Here is a 14,994-nt window from a genome sequence, read left to right as displayed (position 1 = left end):
CATGACTGAAAGAAAAGGCGTATCCAGAACCGCGCTGGTTGAGTATTGCGATCAGATTCTGCAGAGCAGCCGCTTCAAGGATTACTGCCCCAATGGCCTGCAGGTGGAAGGGCGCAGTCAGGTCGCCAAGATACTCACCGGTGTCACTGCCTGCCAGGCGTTGCTCGATGAGGCTGTTGCCTGGGGTGCCGATCTGGTGCTGGTACACCATGGATACTTCTGGAAGGGCGAGCCGGCGCAGGTTACCGGTATCAAGCATAAGCGATTGAAGACACTGCTGGGCGCCGATATCAACCTGCTTGCCTACCATCTGCCGCTGGATGCGCACCCTGAATACGGTAACAACGCGCGCCTGGGGCACCTTCTCGGTATTGATGTGCAGTCAGGGCTGGAGCCAGGTAACCCGCTTAGCGTAGGCAATATGGGGGTGCTGGAAAAGCCGCTGACGCTGGAAGAGATGACCGCGCGGGTAGAGCGGGTGCTGGGTCGGACTCCTCAGGTGGTCAGCGGTGGCGACAGACTGATTCATCGTATCGGCTGGTGCACCGGTTCCGCCGACCGGATGGTGGAACAGGCGGAAGCTCTGGGGGCGGATGCATTCCTGACCGGGGAGATCTCCGAGCCGGTAGTGCATTTTGCCCGTGAGGCGGGTATCCACTACATCGGTGCCGGGCACCACGCAACGGAGCGTTATGGTGTTCAGGCGCTGGGAGAACATCTGGCGCGCCATTTTGGGCTGGAACACCGATTTGTCGATATCGACAATCCGGTTTGAGTTGAATGAATAACGGGGCCTGTTCAGGGCCCCGTTAATGTCTATCTACTTAAGGTTCAGCCGCGTTTGCGCTCTTTGGTTTCGTCTTCGTCAGTGGCCGGCGCGGCGGAGGGGTCAGCGGGTGTCGGAATCTCTTCCTCTTCCTGCTTTTTCTTCAGGCCGTAGGTATCTGACAGCGTGCCTTCCTCGTCCCCGGCTTTAGGGGCGTAATCACGCGGTGGCTGCGGCTGCTCTTCTGCATCCTCGTTTTCGAGGGCGTCTGTTACCGTGGGGATATCCTGCTTGCTGATGCGCGGCTGCAGTGAAGCCTGCAGGGCCTCGCCAGGGCGCTGATCGTTGCAAAGAGTCTGTGCCCCCGCGGCCAGGTGCTGATGAACCTGGCGGTACTGTTCGGTCAGCCCGTTGACCAGTTCCGCAGTGGTTTCAAAGTGTTCGTTGACCTGATCCTTATAGCGGGCCAGTTCAGCATGAGCGTCGTTGAGCTCCTGTTTCAGTGTCTCCTGTTTGCCGCCACCGATCCGGCCCAGCAGGTATCCAATGACAAGGCCGATCGCGGCGCCCACCAAAGCCAATGTCCAGGCGTTACTCGCTTCCACAACATCTCCTTACTTCAACTTCGTGCCGGGCAACTGATTGCCACGGCCTACTAAAGGCTTCCCTAGAATAAGACAAAGCGGTTGCTCTGCCTATGCCCGTGAACGGCGACTTTCGTCTTGCGCCCGACGCATCTGTGCGGCGAGGGTTTCTACCTGGCGCACTATCTGCTCACGGGCTGCCGTCTCATCACCGGCGCGTATAGCGCTTAGCAATGCCTCATGCTGGCTGATGATCAGGTCACGCTCGGGGTAACGAAATACGATCATATTACTGACCGGCTGTAACCCTTCGATCACCGCAAACATCAGCAGTTTGAGCAGGGCGTTGCCGCTGGCATCCACCAGGGCCCGGTGAAAACAGACATCAGCACGGCAGAATTGTTCAGGCTGGTCGATAAAGCGTCGCTGTTGCGCCAGTGCACTTTCCAGGGCTGAGAGGTCGGCCTCGGCTCGGTTTCGAGCCGCCAGGCCCGCGCAGAGCTGCTCCATCTCGAGCCGGCACTGGATCATCTCTTCCGGTGACAGGCTGTTAAGGCCGACCAGAAGGCGGGTTGAGCTGGCGAGCTCTTCACCCAGCTCGACCAGGTCGGGGCGGTTCACAAAAGTGCCGCCGCTGGGGCCGCGTTTCGAGCGGATCAGGTTCTGTGCCGCCAGGCGTTTCAGCGCCTCGCGGATCGTCGGTCGGGAAACGCCAAAGCGTTTTGCCAGTTCCTCTTCGGTGGGCAGGCGTTCGTCTGCACCGATACTGCCTTCGGTGATCGCCTGGCGAATCTGATCGGCGATCTGACGCGGCAGATCCTGCTGGCTTACGGGGCTGAATTCCAAGGCAATATCCTGCTGGCTGTGAGATAGAAGATATGGGCCGATTATTTCACATCGATTGTCTATTGTTAATTTGTTTGACAAATAGCGGGGTGGTGTTGGATTCTTATTTGTAAATAAGTCAGACAAATAGGTCTGTGCTATTTTTCAGTCTTATCTCAGGCTGGATGCTGAGCAGCGCGAAATGCTCTACATAGACAAATAAAGCTAATTAAAGCGGAGGTGTTCCATGTTCAAGGCACTGGTACTGGATCAGGTGGATGGCAAAACCCAGGCGGAAATCCGCGAACTCGATGAGAGCGTTCTGCCTGAAGGCGAGGTTCTCGTTGATGTGGCCTACTCCTCACTGAACTATAAGGATGGCCTGGCGGTAACCGGCAAGGGCAAGATTATCTCCTCCTTCCCGGCGATACCGGGCATCGACTTTGTCGGTCGTGTTGCCAGCTCTGCAGATGCACGCTTTGCAGCGGGAGATGAAGTGGTTCTCACCGGTTGGGGCGTGGGCGAGCGCCACTGGGGCGGTATGGCAGAGAAAGCGCGGGTAAAGGCCGACTGGCTGGTACCGCTGCCGGACGGTATGTCGGGGCGCACCGCCATGCTGATAGGCACGGCTGGCCTGACCGCGATGCTCTGTGTGATGGCGCTGGAGCAGGGCGGTGTTACACCCGAGCAGGGGCCTGTGCTGGTGACCGGCGCCTCCGGTGGTGTGGGCAGTGTGGCCGTGGCGCTGCTGGCGAAAAAGGGCTTTGATGTGGTCGCAGCGACCGGGCGAACCAGCGAAGAGGGTTATCTGCGTAAACTGGGCGCGAAAGAGATCCGTAGCCGTGACGAGATGGCCGCGCCGCCGCGCCCGCTGGAAAAACAGCTCTGGGCGGGTGTCGTTGATACCGTGGGCGGAACGGTGCTGGCCAGGGCGCTGGCGGAAACCCACTACAGCGGCACCGTTGCTGCCTGTGGCCTGGCGGGCAGTCATGAGCTGCCGGTAACGGTGATGCCGTTTATCCTGCGCAATGTTCGCCTGCAGGGCGTGGACTCGGTTAACTGTCCGACTCCCGTTCGCCAACAGGCATGGCAGAACCTGTTGAGTGACCTGGATCTGGACCTTCTCGGGGATGTCGGGCAGGAGATCAGCCTGGATGAGGTACCCGACTACGCGGAGCGGATCCTGCGTGGCGAGGTGAGAGGTCGTACCCTGATCAAACTCTGAGAGAATCTCTCCTTAAGTCCACTGGACTGGTCCCCGGTGGTTGAGCGCGTATACTGCGCTTTTCTTCCGGGGGCTGATATGGCGCGCTTTCTTGTTGTACTGCTGTTGCTTCTGCCTGGCCTGCTTCAGGCCCAGGTTCTGACCGATGCCTCTGGCAAAACGCTAAACCTGCAACAGCCGGTAAAGCGGATTGTCGTGTTGGCTCCCAACATCGCTGAAAACCTCTATGCCATCGGTGCCGGCGACCTGATTGTCGGCCGTGTGGCGCATACCGACTATCCACCGCCGGTCGCTGAGCTGCCGCAGGTGGGCGACTATCAGCAGTTCAATCTGGAAGCGATTCTCGCGCTCAAGCCCGATCTGGTGCTGGCCTGGCAGCAGGGTAATCCCGAAGCGAGGCTGCAGAATCTTGAATCCATGGGGCTGCGCGTTTTTCGCCTTTCGTCGGTGACCCTGGATGATATCCCCCGCAACCTGGAGCTGCTTGGCCGGTTAACCGCCAGGGAATCGGAAGCAGCCGGGGCAGCTGGCGCTTTTCGTGATCGCCTTGCCCGTTTGGCGCCGCAAGCCGGGCCTCGTCCGCGTCTTTTCTACCAGCTTTGGGATGATCCCCTGCTGAGCGTCAGCAAGAGTACGCTGATCGGCGAGGCGATCACATTCTGCGGCGCCGACAATGTCTTTGCGGAGCGACCGGAAAGCGTGCCCCAGCTGAACCTCGAAGCGGTCATCGCGGCAAAACCCGATATTATCGTCAGCACCAATGAACTTGCCGCCAGCTGGCGCGAGCGCTGGCTGCCCTGGCAGCAGATTCCAGCGGTGGCGCTGAACCAACTGGTGACCCTGCAGGCCGATCAGATGCACAGGGCAACGCCCCGTTTTCTCGATGGTCTGGAGGCGCTTTGCAACGCCGTGGCTGATGTGCGCAGCTCGCGCTAAAAGGCCAGGGCCGCAGGAAATTTACATTCAGTCGTCAAGGGTTTTCATATAATCTTCTAATGTAGGTATATGGGAACACTCTAACCATTGAGCAACTGCGGTTCACAGGTGTGGTAGTCGGTGAAATATCAGAACACTTTGAATGCGATTTATGCGGAGCTGGACAGCCTGGGAGATCTGCCGATCTTCAGCGCCACGGTGAACCGTATTCAACAGGTCAGCTCTTCCCGCGAGAGCGACGCCATGGCATTGGCCATGGCGGTGATGAAAGACGCCAACCTCTCTGCCAAGCTGCTTAAGATCGCCAACACGCCGCATTACAACCGCAGCCACGGCAAGATCAGCGTGGTCTCCAGGGCGGTGGTGCTGATCGGGTTCGAGCGTATTCAGAACCTGTCGATGACTCTCAAACTGATCGAAACCTTCAATGCAGCCCAGCCGGAGACCGGTATAGACCGGCTGCTGATCAGTGCATTTCTCAACGCCGCCATGGCGCGGGAGATCGCTATCCGCTGTGGCGCCCAGGATGTGGAGCAGAGCTACATCTGCGGACTGCTCTACCGTCTCGGAGAGATTATCGTCGCCTTCACCTTGCCGGCTCGCTATCGGGTGATGCTGGCGGAACGCGCGGAAGGCAAAGACAGTTGGACAAAGATTCAGCTGCGTCAGCTGGGCGGGCACTTCAGCGATATCGGCCAGGATCTGACCCAGAGCTGGGGTTTTCCCAAAACGGTGGTGGAGACGATGGATCCGATGACCGCCGAACAGTTGCGCCCGGCCCACAAGCTCAACCATCTGCTGGCCGCCGGCAGCCACGATCTGCTGGAGATGATCTACTACCGGGATACCGGCCGTGAGCTGGATTACACACGCCGGATCAAGCAGATATCTGCCAACACCGGTCTGACCCAGGAGCAGCTGGAAGAGGCGATCAACGCCTCTTTCCGCCAGGTTTGCGATCTCAGTGTCGATTACGGCCTTAACCCGCATACATTAAAGCCGCCATTTCGAGGCAGCGGTAACAGCGACCTGGATGAGCTCTCGCGCAAGCTGGCGTTCTATATCAGCAGCCGCGCCGAACAGTTCGGAGTTGCCGAGGCAGCAGCGCCGGATACCTCTCAGGTTGTCAGCCAGAGTCAGCTGCAGCTGGATTATCTCGACAAGATGAATCAGCTGGTTGGTGAAGCGGCGACCTCATCGAAACTGGTGGATACAACCATCGAGGCGATCGAGCGCTGCTCCCGCCTGGAGCGGGTCGCCTTTTGCCTGTTGAGCAAGGATGGCAAACAACTCAGTGCGCGGGTAACACGGGGTGCTGGTTCCGAGGAACTCTCCGCTGCGCTTCAGCTTTCCCTCAAAGAACCGCTGGGGCAGCTGTTTATTCGCCTGGTGGAACAGGACAGTACGCTGCTGGTAGCGGACTGCTCGGAGAAGGGCTGGGTGGAAAGGCTGCCGGCTGATCTTGGCAGAATCCTTGCGCCGGCGGGGTTTGTAGCGGCGCCCCTGCGTGTGGGTTCGCGGCCGGTGGGGATGTTTTACGCCGATATCCGGGCCGGCGGTGCGCCGCTCGATGATGCGGCATTTCGCATCTTCAACCAGTTTTTAGTGCAGGTAAGGCTGGCGCTGGAACTCAACCAGCGCGCTGGCAGCAAGCCGAATTGATGGATCTCAGGGTGACTCCTGGTCGCTCTTTTCCTCGCTCTTTTTCTCATCGTCGGGGTCATCACCGGTAAAGCCTTCGACAAAGGCGCCGGTGTCGTCCCAGGCATCCTTACCCATCTCAAGCGCTTTTTTGGCGCCGGCTTCGGTGCTGCAGGCGGCGCGTTCGGCGGCGCAGCGTGATTCGCAGCCCAGGCGTGCGGCATTGCTGTCAAAGTGCTTGATGCTGCAGCGCGCTTCACAGATGGTCTGATCGAAGGCGCAGTCCGCGCGGGCCTGGGTTGGCAGCAGCAGGCCCAGTATGAGTCCTGCAGCAAGTAAGTTCTTTTCCATGAAGTTAGTTGTCAGAAGCTTGGGCATCATTGCTCTCGTTCTCTTTGTTATCGGTTTTCCGGGCAGCCCTTGGGCGCCAGAGTATCTCTGCACCATCGTTGCGCCGGGCCAGAATCCGCGCATAAACGAACAGCAGATCTGACAGGCGGTTAAGATAAGCGATTGCTAATGGATTGACTGTGTCGTTGGCGGCAAGTTCCACCATGCGGCGCTCGGCGCGGCGGCAGACACTGCGGGCCAGGTGTGCCTGAGCTGCGCTGCGGTTGCCGCCTGGCAGAATAAACTCCTGCAGAGGCGGCAGAGTTTCGTTGAGCAGGTCGACGCGCTCCTCCAGCGTTTCCAGGCAACTGGCGTCGATCACCGTGTAGTTGCTGTCCGCCACGGCCAGTTCGCCGCCCAGATCGAACAGGTCGTTCTGGATCTGCATCAGGTCGGTGTGCAGCTCGTCGTCATCAGACAGCTCGGCGGCGAGCAGCCCCAGCAGGGAGTTGAGCTCGTCCACATCGCCCAGCGCCTCGATGCGCGGATGAGTCTTGGCGACCCGGCTGCCGTTGGCCAGGCCTGTGGTGCCCTTATCGCCGCGGCGGGTATAAAGTCGAGTCAGTCTGTTACCCATCGGTTCTCCCCCTGTGCGGTTTTTGCTTCATTCTAGTTCTTTCAGCGCCTGGTGCGCGGGCAGGACGATTTTCGAGTCCGGTTGCAGCTGAATCTCCTGGTTGCGGTCGGGGTAGGGCAGGCTGGCCAGGATAAAGCGCATGGCGTTGATGCGGGCGCGCTTCTTGTCATCGGAGTGGATCAGTGTCCAGGGGGCTTCTGCGGTGTCGGTGTGGCGGAACATGGCGGCCTGGGCCTCGGTGTAATCGTGCCATTTATCCAGCGAAGCCATATCGATGGGAGAGAGCTTCCAGTGCTTCAGCGGGTCGGTACGGCGTGACTGGAAGCGGCGGAACTGCTCGTCACGGCTGACCTCGAACCATAGCTTGAACAGCTTGATACCACTGCGTACCAGCATTCGCTCCAGTTCAGGCGTCTGGCGCATGAACTCCAGATATTCCGACGGCGTACAGAAATCCATCACCCGCTCTACGCCGGCACGGTTGTACCAGGAACGGTCGAACAGCACGATCTCGCCGGCGGCGGGCAGGTGCTTGATGTAGCGTTGGTAGTACCATTGCCCTTTTTCCCGCTCGGTGGGTTTTTCCAGCGCGATAACCCGGGCGCTACGCGGATTCAGGTGCTCCATGAAGCGCTTGATGGTGCCGCCCTTGCCGGCGGCATCCCGGCCCTCAAACAGGATCAGCACCCGCTCGCCGCTGGCGCGTACCCAGTTCTGCATCTTCAGCAGCTCGATCTGCAGCTCAAGCTTCAGTTCTTCATATTCCGACCGCTTCATCTTTTGGCTTTTCGACACGCTCAATCCTCTTTTACGCTCTGCCCTGTCGGTAGACTACCGCATTCAGCAGCTCCCTGTTTAATGGCGTCGCCACCCGCTGTCTGTCCGCCTCGGCGCATAAAAAGCCGGTGATCTGTTCAATCTCTGTGGCTCGACCGGCGCTGAAATCCTCCAGCATCGATGAACGGTTTTCCGCCGTATCCCGGGCGACCTTGAGTACCTGTTCAAGCAGCGGCGTATCGAACAGCGTTTGGCCGCAGGCGCTGGCGACCGCCTCGATCTCGCGGCAGACACCGGTTAATTGTGGCAGATATTGGGGCTCCAGCAGAGCGCCGTTGGGTCGTCCCAGCAGCGCTGTCAGCGGGTTAATCGCCGCGTTGATCGCCAGTTTCTGCCACAGCGCCCGTTCAATATCGGTAGCGATAACCGGGTGTTCCAACTGCTGCCAGCCATCGGGTAATGTCCCGTATTGTACTGCCGCCGGGTTCAGTGGCCCGATGCGGGTTTCCCCCTGGCCGGCCAGTTTCAGCTGAAACGGTGACAGGCGACGTACACCGGAGGTGGTGATTCCCGCCCAGACCGGCCATGCGGAGAAGCGGCGGGCGATCTCCTGCTGATGGCCATAACCGTTCTGAAGCAGTAGGATTTGCGCGCCCGTTAGCAGACGCAGAGCGATACTTTCCAGAGCGCTGGCGCTGTCGTAAGCCTTGGTGGTGACCAGCAGGTGGCTGATCGGATTCCCGTCCTCGATAAGTTCGGCTTGCATCGGCACTTCTTCAACCCGGTCGCCGTCCTGTAAGCTTATACGGTTAGCGTTCAGGTTCAGTTGTTGCTGGCGCTCTGGTGAGCGCAGCAGCAGGCTGACGTCGATACCGGCCCGCTCAAGGCGCGCGGCAAACAGGCAGCCCACGGCGCCGGCGCCCAGAATATGCCAGTGCATCTGTATCTCCTTTGCGGGTAAAGCAAAGCATCATGATACCGGTGCGGGCAGGATCACAGAAAGTAATAAAGTTGAAGTTCGGTAGGGCAGAAGCCAGGCAGGCCGTACCGAATGCACCTATTCAGGAGACAGAAAATGCCTTCGTTCGATATCGTATCCGAACTGGATATGCATGAAGTGACCAACGCGGTGGATCAGGCTAACCGTGAAATCGAAAATCGTTATGACTTCAAAGGTGTGAGTGCGGATTTTGCGCTGCAGGATGAAACCGTAACGCTGACCGCAGAGGTGGATTTCCAGCTGCAGCAGATGCTGGATGTGCTGCGTGCCAAGCTGATCGGTCGCAAGATCGACACCAAGTGTATGGAAGTGAAAGATCCCGATGTCAGTGGTGTCAAAGCGACTCAGCAAGCCATACTGCGCCAGGGGCTGGATCAGGCCATGGCGAAGAAGATCACCAAGCTGATCAAGGAGAGCAAGCTGAAGGTGCAGTCACAGATTCAGGGCGAAAAAGTCCGTGTGACCGGCAAAAAGCGCGATGACCTGCAACAGGCGATGGCGTTGCTGCGCGAAGCGGATATCGAACTGCCGCTGCAGTTCAACAATTTCCGCGACTGAGCCGGTTCCGCGCCAGTCGTTCTGGTGGCGGGACGAATTAGCGACGGGGAGGGCTCAGTGCTTCTTCCCGTCGCTACCGTTGCAGCGTTTGCAGCCGTTCTCTTCCATGCAGGCCAGTAGAAACAGCTCCCTCACCAGTTCTTTCTCCTTGCCCTGACAGCTGCAGAAGTCCTCCGGGTTGAGCAGCCCCGCATCCAGCATCGGTTGCAGCTCTGCGCTGTGCCAGTGCAGCAGCACCACTCCTGTATTGCGCAGCGTGACTCTCAGTTCCGGGTCCTTGCGTTCCAGCCAGGCGTCAATCTGATAGGCCATGGTATCTCTCCCTGTTCGTTAATAGGCGCTTTTATTGAATGTAATGATAATCAATATCATTTGCAATAAGTTGCGGCCTAAAAAATGAACAGGAGTTTTAATGGCTCCCGTCAGCCGGCGGCGTTGGCTGATGTTTGATCTGAGTATGGCGGGCCGCCAGAACAATCAGGACAAGTACCGGAAGCCCCAGAATCGCTGTGCCGGTAAAGAACAGCGGATAACCGATCGAGTCGACGGCGATGCCGGAAAAGCCGCCGAGGAACTTCGGCAGCAACAGCATGATCGAGCTGAACAGGGCGTACTGGGTTGCGGAGTACTGGATGTTGGTCAGGGCTGACAGGTAGGCGACAAACGCTGCTGTAGCGATTCCTGCGCTGAAATTATCCAGTGAGACCACCACCATCAGCAGTTCGACGATAGGGCCGTTCAGCGCCATCAGGGCGAACAGCAGGTTGGTGCTCGCGGCCAGCAGTGCGCCAATAAACAGAATCTTCATCACGCCAAAACGGTTTACCAGTACGCCACCGGCCAGAGCTCCGACCAGCGTCATGATGACGCCAAATACCTTGGTAACGGCGGCGATCTCCGCCTTGGTAAAACCGATATCTACATAAAAAACGTTGGCGATCACACCCATCACGATATCGGCGATACGGTAGCTGCCGATCAGGGCCAGGATCAGCAACGCCTGCCAGCGGTAACGCCTGATAAAGTCGGCAAAAGGGGAAACCAGGGTGATATAGATCCAGCCGACGGCACGTGAGAAACGGTCATTATTGCGACCGGAATGAGATATCCAGTGCTGCACCTGCTGGATCTGCGACTCGATCTCCTGGTTCGCCGGGGCCTTGGGCTCGGGCGATAGCAGGGTGGTAAGAATGCCCGGGATCATCAGCATCGCCATGGTGCCGTAAGCGAACAGCCAGGGGGCGTATTGGTAGGTGTCTTCGCTGGGATCAACCAACGCCGCGAGGGCGAGCACACCGGCGGTGGATGTGATCATCGCCAGGCGATAACCCACCATGTAGGTAGCGGCCATGGCGGCCTGCATTCTCTCATCGCCCGATTCGATGCGGTAAGCATCCACGGTGATGTCCTGGGTGGCGGAGCAGAAGGCAACCAGCAGCGCCATCCAGACGGTAAATTCAAGGTTCTGAGCGGGATCGTTCAGCGCCATGCCGAGCAGACCGCCGGCAACGCCCAGCTGTGCCAGCAGCATCCAGCTGCGCCGCCGCCCCAGCAGATCGCCCAGCACCGGTAACTTGATTCGGTCCACCAGCGGTGCCCAGACCCATTTGAACGCGTAGGCCAGGGCGACCCAGGAGATCAAGCCGATGGTGCTACGTTCTATATTGGCCTCGCGCAGCCAGAACGATAGTGAGGAGAACACCAGTAGCAGCGGCAGACCGGAAGAGAACCCGAGAAACAGCAGAATCAGAGGGCGGGGCTTAAGGTAGACGCCGAAGGCGCTGATCCATTGGCGCAGGGTGCTGTAAGACATGGGGATCCTGTGGTCTGGCTGGGCCGGCCCAATATTGTGCGTCAGGGGCGCAGGAAATCAAGAAAGGGTTGAGTATCAAGCGGAGGGGAGGGTGCCCGGGGCAGCTTGGGATCTGGTCCCGGGCGTAGTGGCTGACGGCTGGCCTAGATGCGCAGGGCGCCGTCGATTTCCAGGCAGCGACCGTCGACGTAATCGTTCTCGAAAATGAACGATACGGTTTTCGCGATCTGCTCCGGTTTGCCCAGTTTCTTGGTGGGGATCATCGCCTCGATCTTTTCCCGCGCTTCCGGCTTCATCGCCATGACCATCTCGGTACCGATGTAACCCGGTGCTATGGACGCTGCACGGATACCGTAACGCGCCAGTTCCTTGGCCCAGGTCACCGCCATCGCTTCCACCGCTGCCTTGGTGGCGGTGTAGTTGGTCTGGCCCATATTGCCGGAACGGGAGATTGAGGAGATGTTGATGATGCAGCCTTCGGTGCCCAGCTCGATCATCTTGGCGGCGGCTTCGCGACCGCAGAGGAAGGTGCCGGTGAGGTTGACCTTGAGCACCAGGTCCCAGTTCTCCTTCGACATCTTGGAGATGACCTGACCATCCTTCGCCTTGACGAAAAGACCGTCGCGGGTGATGCCGGCGTTGTTGACCAGACCTTGCAGCGTACCCAGGTCGCTGACGATGGCATCGAACAGCTTTTCCACTTCCGACTCTTCGCTGATATCGAAAACGTAGCCCCGCGCTTCAACGCCTTTTTCGACACACATATTGATGGTTTCATCGAGATCCGCCTGGTTCAGGTCGACCAGCGCCAGTTTGGCGCCCTTGTCCGCCAGTTCCAGAGCCATGGCGCGGCCCAGGCCGCGGCCGCCACCGGTAATAGCAATAACCTTGTCTTTCAGATCCATAAAGCTAGTCCTCTGTATTGGGGGTAATACATTGTGATGGCTGTAGCAGTCTTCATTGTGCGCCGCAATATGTTGCGCTGCAACACGCGGCTTCGCTACTGCAGCAAAATTCATTTAGCGGTCATGACGCTGCTGGCGTCTGAGCCCTCCTTTTTGCTCTGATTACCGTTCACGGCCGCTCTCTGGTAGGCTTCTGGCAGCCAGCAATGACTGAGGTGAGCGATGCGCTTTCTGTTTATTCTTTTTGTAATCATTCCGATCGTTGAAATTACTGTTCTGATTCAGGTGGGGCAGGCAATAGGTGCCTGGTACACCGTCGGGCTGGTGCTGCTGTCCGCTTTTATCGGCGTGAATATGCTCAGGTACCAGAGCCTGGCAACGCTGGGTCGTGCGCAGGAGCGGCTCAGCCGCAATGAGGTGCCGGGCCAGGAGATGGTTGAGGGAATCGTTCTTGCGGTCGGCGGCGCGCTGCTGATCACCCCCGGATTTGTCACCGATATCATGGGCTTTAGTTGCCTCATTCCTCCGGTGCGTCAAGCCTTTGTGCGTCTGCTGTTGAGCCGTTTCACCGTGATCGCGGCCTCGGGTACGGCGCAGGGTGGTTTTCAACAGTCTGGACCGGGCGCCGGAGAGCCGCCAACGCGCGATGGCGATGTGATCGAGGGCGAAGTGATCGACCGCACCGAGAACAAAGACTGAACCCACAAAATCTTTCCGCGTTTACCCCTTGAATCCCACATCGGCCCACCCCACATACGGAGCAGCGGGCCGATTTTGCTTCCCCCTCCCGGAGAGTTAAAAAAATTTTCTCCGCACCGTTGAAATCGGTAGGGGCGGCCCCACAAAAGAAGCCACAGATATTTAAAACAATTGGGCACCCACCCGGGCCCAGTTAATAAAACCAACATCGCATTGGATCCTAGATACCAGGAGAACAACCAGATGAATATTCGTCCACTTCACGACCGTGTAGTAGTTCGTCGCAGTGAGGAAGAGACCACCACGGCGAGCGGCATTGTCCTGCCGGGTTCTGCTGCCGAGAAACCGAATCGCGGTGAAGTCGTCGCGGTCGGCCCCGGTCGCGTGCTGAACAACGGTGAAGTTCAAGCGCCGTCTGTCAAAGTGGGGGATAAAGTCCTGTTCGGTCAGTATGCCGGCTCCAACACCGTGAAACTCGGTGATGACGAGCTGCTGATCATGCAGGAAAGCGAAATCTACGGCGTACTGGAAGACTGATCGTCGCGTTAATCGCTCATAACGTTAACAACAGACTGAATTACAGGATATACAGATAATGGCTGCTAAAGACGTACGTTTCGGTGATGATGCCCGTCAGCGCATGCTGGCCGGCGTAAACATTCTGGCGGATGCGGTTAAAACAACCCTGGGCCCGAAAGGCCGTAACGTTGTACTCGACAAGGCTTTCGGTGCTCCGACCGTCACCAAAGACGGTGTTTCCGTTGCTAAAGAGATCGAACTGAAAGACAAGTTCGAAAACATGGGCGCGCAGATGGTTAAGGAAGTTGCTTCCAAGGCCAACGACGTTGCCGGTGACGGTACTACCACTGCAACCGTACTGGCCCAGGCTATCGTCAACGAAGGTCTGAAGTCCGTTGCTGCTGGCATGAACCCGATGGACCTGAAGCGCGGTATCGATAAAGCCGCTGCTGCTGTTGTTGCACAGCTGGCTGAAATGTCTTCTCCGTGTGAAGACTACAAAGCGATCGCTCAGGTCGGCACCATCTCTGCCAACTCTGACGCTGAAGTCGGCAAGATCATCGCTGACGCGATGGAAAAAGTCGGTAAAGACGGCGTTATCACCGTTGAAGAAGGTTCCGGCTTCGAAAACGAGCTGGACGTTGTTGAAGGTATGCAGTTCGACCGCGGTTACCTGTCTCCGTACTTCATCAACGAACAGGAAACCCAGGCTTGCGAACTGGAAGATCCGTTCGTGCTGCTGGTCGACAAAAAGATCGGTAACATCCGCGAACTGCTGCCGGCTCTGGAGCAGGTTGCCAAGTCTTCCCGTCCGCTGCTGATCATCGCTGAAGACGTTGAAGGCGAAGCGCTGGCGACTCTGGTCGTCAACACCATGCGCGGTATCGTTAAAGTCTGCGCTGTTAAGGCTCCGGGCTTCGGCGACCGTCGTAAGGCGATGCTGCAGGATATCGCTATCATGACCGGTGGTCAGGTTATCTCCGAAGAAGTCGGTCTGAGCCTGGAAACCGTTACCCTGGATCAGCTGGGTACCGCTAAGCGCGTCAACATCACCAAGGAAAACACCACCGTTGTTGGCGGTGCTGGTTCCAAGACTGATATCGACGCCCGCGTTCAGCAGATTCGCGTCCAGATCGAAGAAACTTCTTCCGATTACGACCGCGAAAAACTGCAGGAGCGTGTTGCCAAGCTGGCCGGCGGTGTTGCCGTGATCAAGGTTGGCGCTGCTACCGAAGTCGAAATGAAAGAGAAGAAAGCCCGCGTTGACGACGCTCTGCACGCTACTCGTGCCGCTGTCGAAGAAGGCGTGGTACCTGGCGGTGGTGTTGCACTGATCCGCGCTCTGAGCACAATCGCTGGCCTGGAAGGTGACAACCACGACCAGACCATCGGTATCCAGCTGGCGCTGCGCGCCATGGAAGCTCCGCTGCGTCAGATCGTCAGCAACGCTGGCGGCGAAGGCTCTGTTGTCGTCGACAAGGTACGTGCTGGTGACGGCGCATTCGGCTTCAACGCTTCTACCGAAGAGTACGGCGACATGCTGGAAATGGGTATCCTCGACCCGGCTAAAGTAACCCGTTCTGCACTGCAGGCGGCTGCTTCTATCGCTGGTCTGATGATCACCACCGAAGCTATGGTTGCTGAACACCCGGAAGACAAGCCGGCTATGCCTGACATGGGCGGCATGGGTGGAATGGGCGGCATGGGCGGCATGATGTAAGCCAGCCCCGACGCTTAGGTCTTGAAAGGCCCCGCAATTGCGGGGCTTTTTCGTCTTTG

Annotated in this window: 17 protein-coding genes; 8 read left to right on the top strand and 9 right to left on the bottom strand. The window is 58.3% G+C overall.

Annotated features, from left to right (window positions below; all coding sequences use genetic code 11):
• The first annotated feature begins 1 nt into the window (after position 1).
• Positions 2 to 775 (top strand): Nif3-like dinuclear metal center hexameric protein, encoded by a 774-nt coding sequence (locus C4S72_RS12140; RefSeq protein ID WP_104003853.1) that lies wholly within the window; start codon positions 2 to 4, stop codon positions 773 to 775.
• 56 nt (positions 776 to 831) lie between these two features.
• Here C4S72_RS12140 and C4S72_RS12135 read toward each other — a convergent pair whose 3' ends face one another.
• Positions 832 to 1,371 (bottom strand): YhcB family protein, encoded by a 540-nt coding sequence (locus C4S72_RS12135; RefSeq protein WP_104003384.1) that lies wholly within the window; start codon positions 1,369 to 1,371, stop codon positions 832 to 834.
• 90 nt (positions 1,372 to 1,461) lie between these two features.
• A complete protein-coding gene (locus tag C4S72_RS12130) occupies positions 1,462 to 2,196 on the bottom strand; it encodes a FadR/GntR family transcriptional regulator (RefSeq protein WP_235009132.1) in 735 nt (244 codons plus the stop codon).
• A gap of 226 nt (positions 2,197 to 2,422) precedes the next feature.
• Here C4S72_RS12130 and acuI point away from each other — a divergent pair, with 226 nt between their 5' ends.
• The 3 genes from acuI to C4S72_RS12115 all read left to right on the top strand — a co-directional run bounded on the left by acuI (position 2,423) and on the right by C4S72_RS12115 (position 5,998).
• Positions 2,423 to 3,400: an acrylyl-CoA reductase (NADPH) gene (gene acuI / locus C4S72_RS12125; RefSeq protein WP_104003383.1), complete on the top strand. Its 978-nt coding sequence runs from the start codon at positions 2,423 to 2,425 to the stop codon at positions 3,398 to 3,400.
• Between the two features lie 78 nt (positions 3,401 to 3,478).
• Positions 3,479 to 4,336 (top strand): cobalamin-binding protein, encoded by an 858-nt coding sequence (locus tag C4S72_RS12120; protein ID WP_104003382.1) that lies wholly within the window; start codon positions 3,479 to 3,481, stop codon positions 4,334 to 4,336.
• A 120-nt stretch (positions 4,337 to 4,456) separates the two neighbouring features.
• Positions 4,457 to 5,998, top strand: a complete 1,542-nt coding sequence (locus C4S72_RS12115) for an HDOD domain-containing protein (protein ID WP_104003381.1) — start codon at positions 4,457 to 4,459, stop codon at positions 5,996 to 5,998.
• 6 nt (positions 5,999 to 6,004) lie between these two features.
• On the opposite strand, the gene C4S72_RS12110 is transcribed toward C4S72_RS12115, so the two are convergent.
• The 4 genes from C4S72_RS12110 to C4S72_RS12095 are packed head-to-tail and all read right to left on the bottom strand — an operon-like array spanning position 6,005 to position 8,661.
• The gene (locus C4S72_RS12110; protein ID WP_235009131.1) at positions 6,005 to 6,358 is read right to left on the bottom strand and encodes a hypothetical protein; all 354 of its coding nucleotides are present in this window, start codon (positions 6,356 to 6,358) and stop codon (positions 6,005 to 6,007) included.
• Positions 6,333 to 6,944 (bottom strand): cob(I)yrinic acid a,c-diamide adenosyltransferase, encoded by a 612-nt coding sequence (locus C4S72_RS12105; RefSeq protein ID WP_104003380.1) that lies wholly within the window; start codon positions 6,942 to 6,944, stop codon positions 6,333 to 6,335. The genes C4S72_RS12110 and C4S72_RS12105 overlap by 26 nt, the downstream gene beginning before the upstream one ends.
• A gap of 27 nt (positions 6,945 to 6,971) precedes the next feature.
• Positions 6,972 to 7,739: a polyphosphate kinase 2 gene (gene ppk2, locus C4S72_RS12100; RefSeq protein WP_235009130.1), complete on the bottom strand. Its 768-nt coding sequence runs from the start codon at positions 7,737 to 7,739 to the stop codon at positions 6,972 to 6,974.
• Between the two features lie 13 nt (positions 7,740 to 7,752).
• Complete coding sequence (locus C4S72_RS12095; RefSeq protein WP_104003378.1) at positions 7,753 to 8,661, bottom strand: ketopantoate reductase family protein; 909 nt, start codon at positions 8,659 to 8,661, stop codon at positions 7,753 to 7,755.
• Positions 8,662 to 8,796: 135 nt separating this feature from the next.
• Between C4S72_RS12095 and C4S72_RS12090 the strand changes: the two genes are divergently transcribed.
• Entirely contained in the window at positions 8,797 to 9,279 is a 483-nt protein-coding gene (locus C4S72_RS12090; RefSeq protein WP_104003377.1) for a YajQ family cyclic di-GMP-binding protein, read from the top strand.
• Positions 9,280 to 9,333: 54 nt separating this feature from the next.
• On the opposite strand, the gene C4S72_RS12085 is transcribed toward C4S72_RS12090, so the two are convergent.
• From C4S72_RS12085 to C4S72_RS12075, 3 genes are all read right to left on the bottom strand, one after another.
• On the bottom strand, positions 9,334 to 9,591 hold the full coding sequence (locus tag C4S72_RS12085) for a PA4570 family protein (protein WP_104003376.1): 258 nt from the start codon (positions 9,589 to 9,591) through the stop codon (positions 9,334 to 9,336).
• Positions 9,592 to 9,688: 97 nt separating this feature from the next.
• Positions 9,689 to 11,092: an AmpG family muropeptide MFS transporter gene (locus tag C4S72_RS12080; RefSeq protein WP_104003375.1), complete on the bottom strand. Its 1,404-nt coding sequence runs from the start codon at positions 11,090 to 11,092 to the stop codon at positions 9,689 to 9,691.
• A 143-nt stretch (positions 11,093 to 11,235) separates the two neighbouring features.
• The gene (locus tag C4S72_RS12075; RefSeq protein ID WP_104003374.1) at positions 11,236 to 11,997 is read right to left on the bottom strand and encodes an SDR family oxidoreductase; all 762 of its coding nucleotides are present in this window, start codon (positions 11,995 to 11,997) and stop codon (positions 11,236 to 11,238) included.
• A 222-nt stretch (positions 11,998 to 12,219) separates the two neighbouring features.
• Between C4S72_RS12075 and C4S72_RS12070 the strand changes: the two genes are divergently transcribed.
• From C4S72_RS12070 to groL, 3 genes are all read left to right on the top strand, one after another.
• Positions 12,220 to 12,696: an FxsA family protein gene (locus C4S72_RS12070; RefSeq protein ID WP_104003373.1), complete on the top strand. Its 477-nt coding sequence runs from the start codon at positions 12,220 to 12,222 to the stop codon at positions 12,694 to 12,696.
• Between the two features lie 243 nt (positions 12,697 to 12,939).
• Positions 12,940 to 13,233 carry a co-chaperone GroES gene (locus C4S72_RS12065; RefSeq protein ID WP_104003372.1) on the top strand — a complete coding sequence of 98 codons (294 nt, stop codon included), beginning with the start codon at positions 12,940 to 12,942 and terminating at the stop codon, positions 13,231 to 13,233.
• Between the two features lie 58 nt (positions 13,234 to 13,291).
• Positions 13,292 to 14,935 carry a chaperonin GroEL gene (gene groL, locus C4S72_RS12060; protein WP_104003371.1) on the top strand — a complete coding sequence of 548 codons (1,644 nt, stop codon included), beginning with the start codon at positions 13,292 to 13,294 and terminating at the stop codon, positions 14,933 to 14,935.
• The last annotated feature ends 59 nt before the right edge of the window (positions 14,936 to 14,994 follow it).

It is taken from the genome of Marinobacterium lutimaris, assembly GCF_900108065.1.
Classification (GTDB): Bacteria; Pseudomonadota; Gammaproteobacteria; order Pseudomonadales; family Balneatricaceae; genus Marinobacterium_D; species Marinobacterium_D lutimaris.
Note: the sequence above shows the minus strand (reverse complement) of the source record. Positions and strands in the feature narration are given on the sequence as shown.

Coding starts and splice junctions, on each gene's coding strand:
- C4S72_RS12120 (WP_104003382.1), top strand. CDS start 3,479: ATGGCGCGCTTTCTTGTTGTACTGCTGTTGCTTCTGCCTGGCCTGCTT.
- C4S72_RS12070 (WP_104003373.1), top strand. CDS start 12,220: ATGCGCTTTCTGTTTATTCTTTTTGTAATCATTCCGATCGTTGAAATT.
- C4S72_RS12065 (WP_104003372.1), top strand. CDS start 12,940: ATGAATATTCGTCCACTTCACGACCGTGTAGTAGTTCGTCGCAGTGAG.
- C4S72_RS12080 (WP_104003375.1), bottom strand. CDS start 11,092: ATGTCTTACAGCACCCTGCGCCAATGGATCAGCGCCTTCGGCGTCTAC.
- C4S72_RS12075 (WP_104003374.1), bottom strand. CDS start 11,997: ATGGATCTGAAAGACAAGGTTATTGCTATTACCGGTGGCGGCCGCGGC.
- C4S72_RS12140 (WP_104003853.1), top strand. CDS start 2: ATGACTGAAAGAAAAGGCGTATCCAGAACCGCGCTGGTTGAGTATTGC.
- C4S72_RS12105 (WP_104003380.1), bottom strand. CDS start 6,944: ATGGGTAACAGACTGACTCGACTTTATACCCGCCGCGGCGATAAGGGC.
- acuI (WP_104003383.1), top strand. CDS start 2,423: ATGTTCAAGGCACTGGTACTGGATCAGGTGGATGGCAAAACCCAGGCG.
- C4S72_RS12095 (WP_104003378.1), bottom strand. CDS start 8,661: ATGCACTGGCATATTCTGGGCGCCGGCGCCGTGGGCTGCCTGTTTGCC.
- groL (WP_104003371.1), top strand. CDS start 13,292: ATGGCTGCTAAAGACGTACGTTTCGGTGATGATGCCCGTCAGCGCATG.
- C4S72_RS12090 (WP_104003377.1), top strand. CDS start 8,797: ATGCCTTCGTTCGATATCGTATCCGAACTGGATATGCATGAAGTGACC.
- C4S72_RS12085 (WP_104003376.1), bottom strand. CDS start 9,591: ATGGCCTATCAGATTGACGCCTGGCTGGAACGCAAGGACCCGGAACTG.
- C4S72_RS12110 (WP_235009131.1), bottom strand. CDS start 6,358: ATGATGCCCAAGCTTCTGACAACTAACTTCATGGAAAAGAACTTACTT.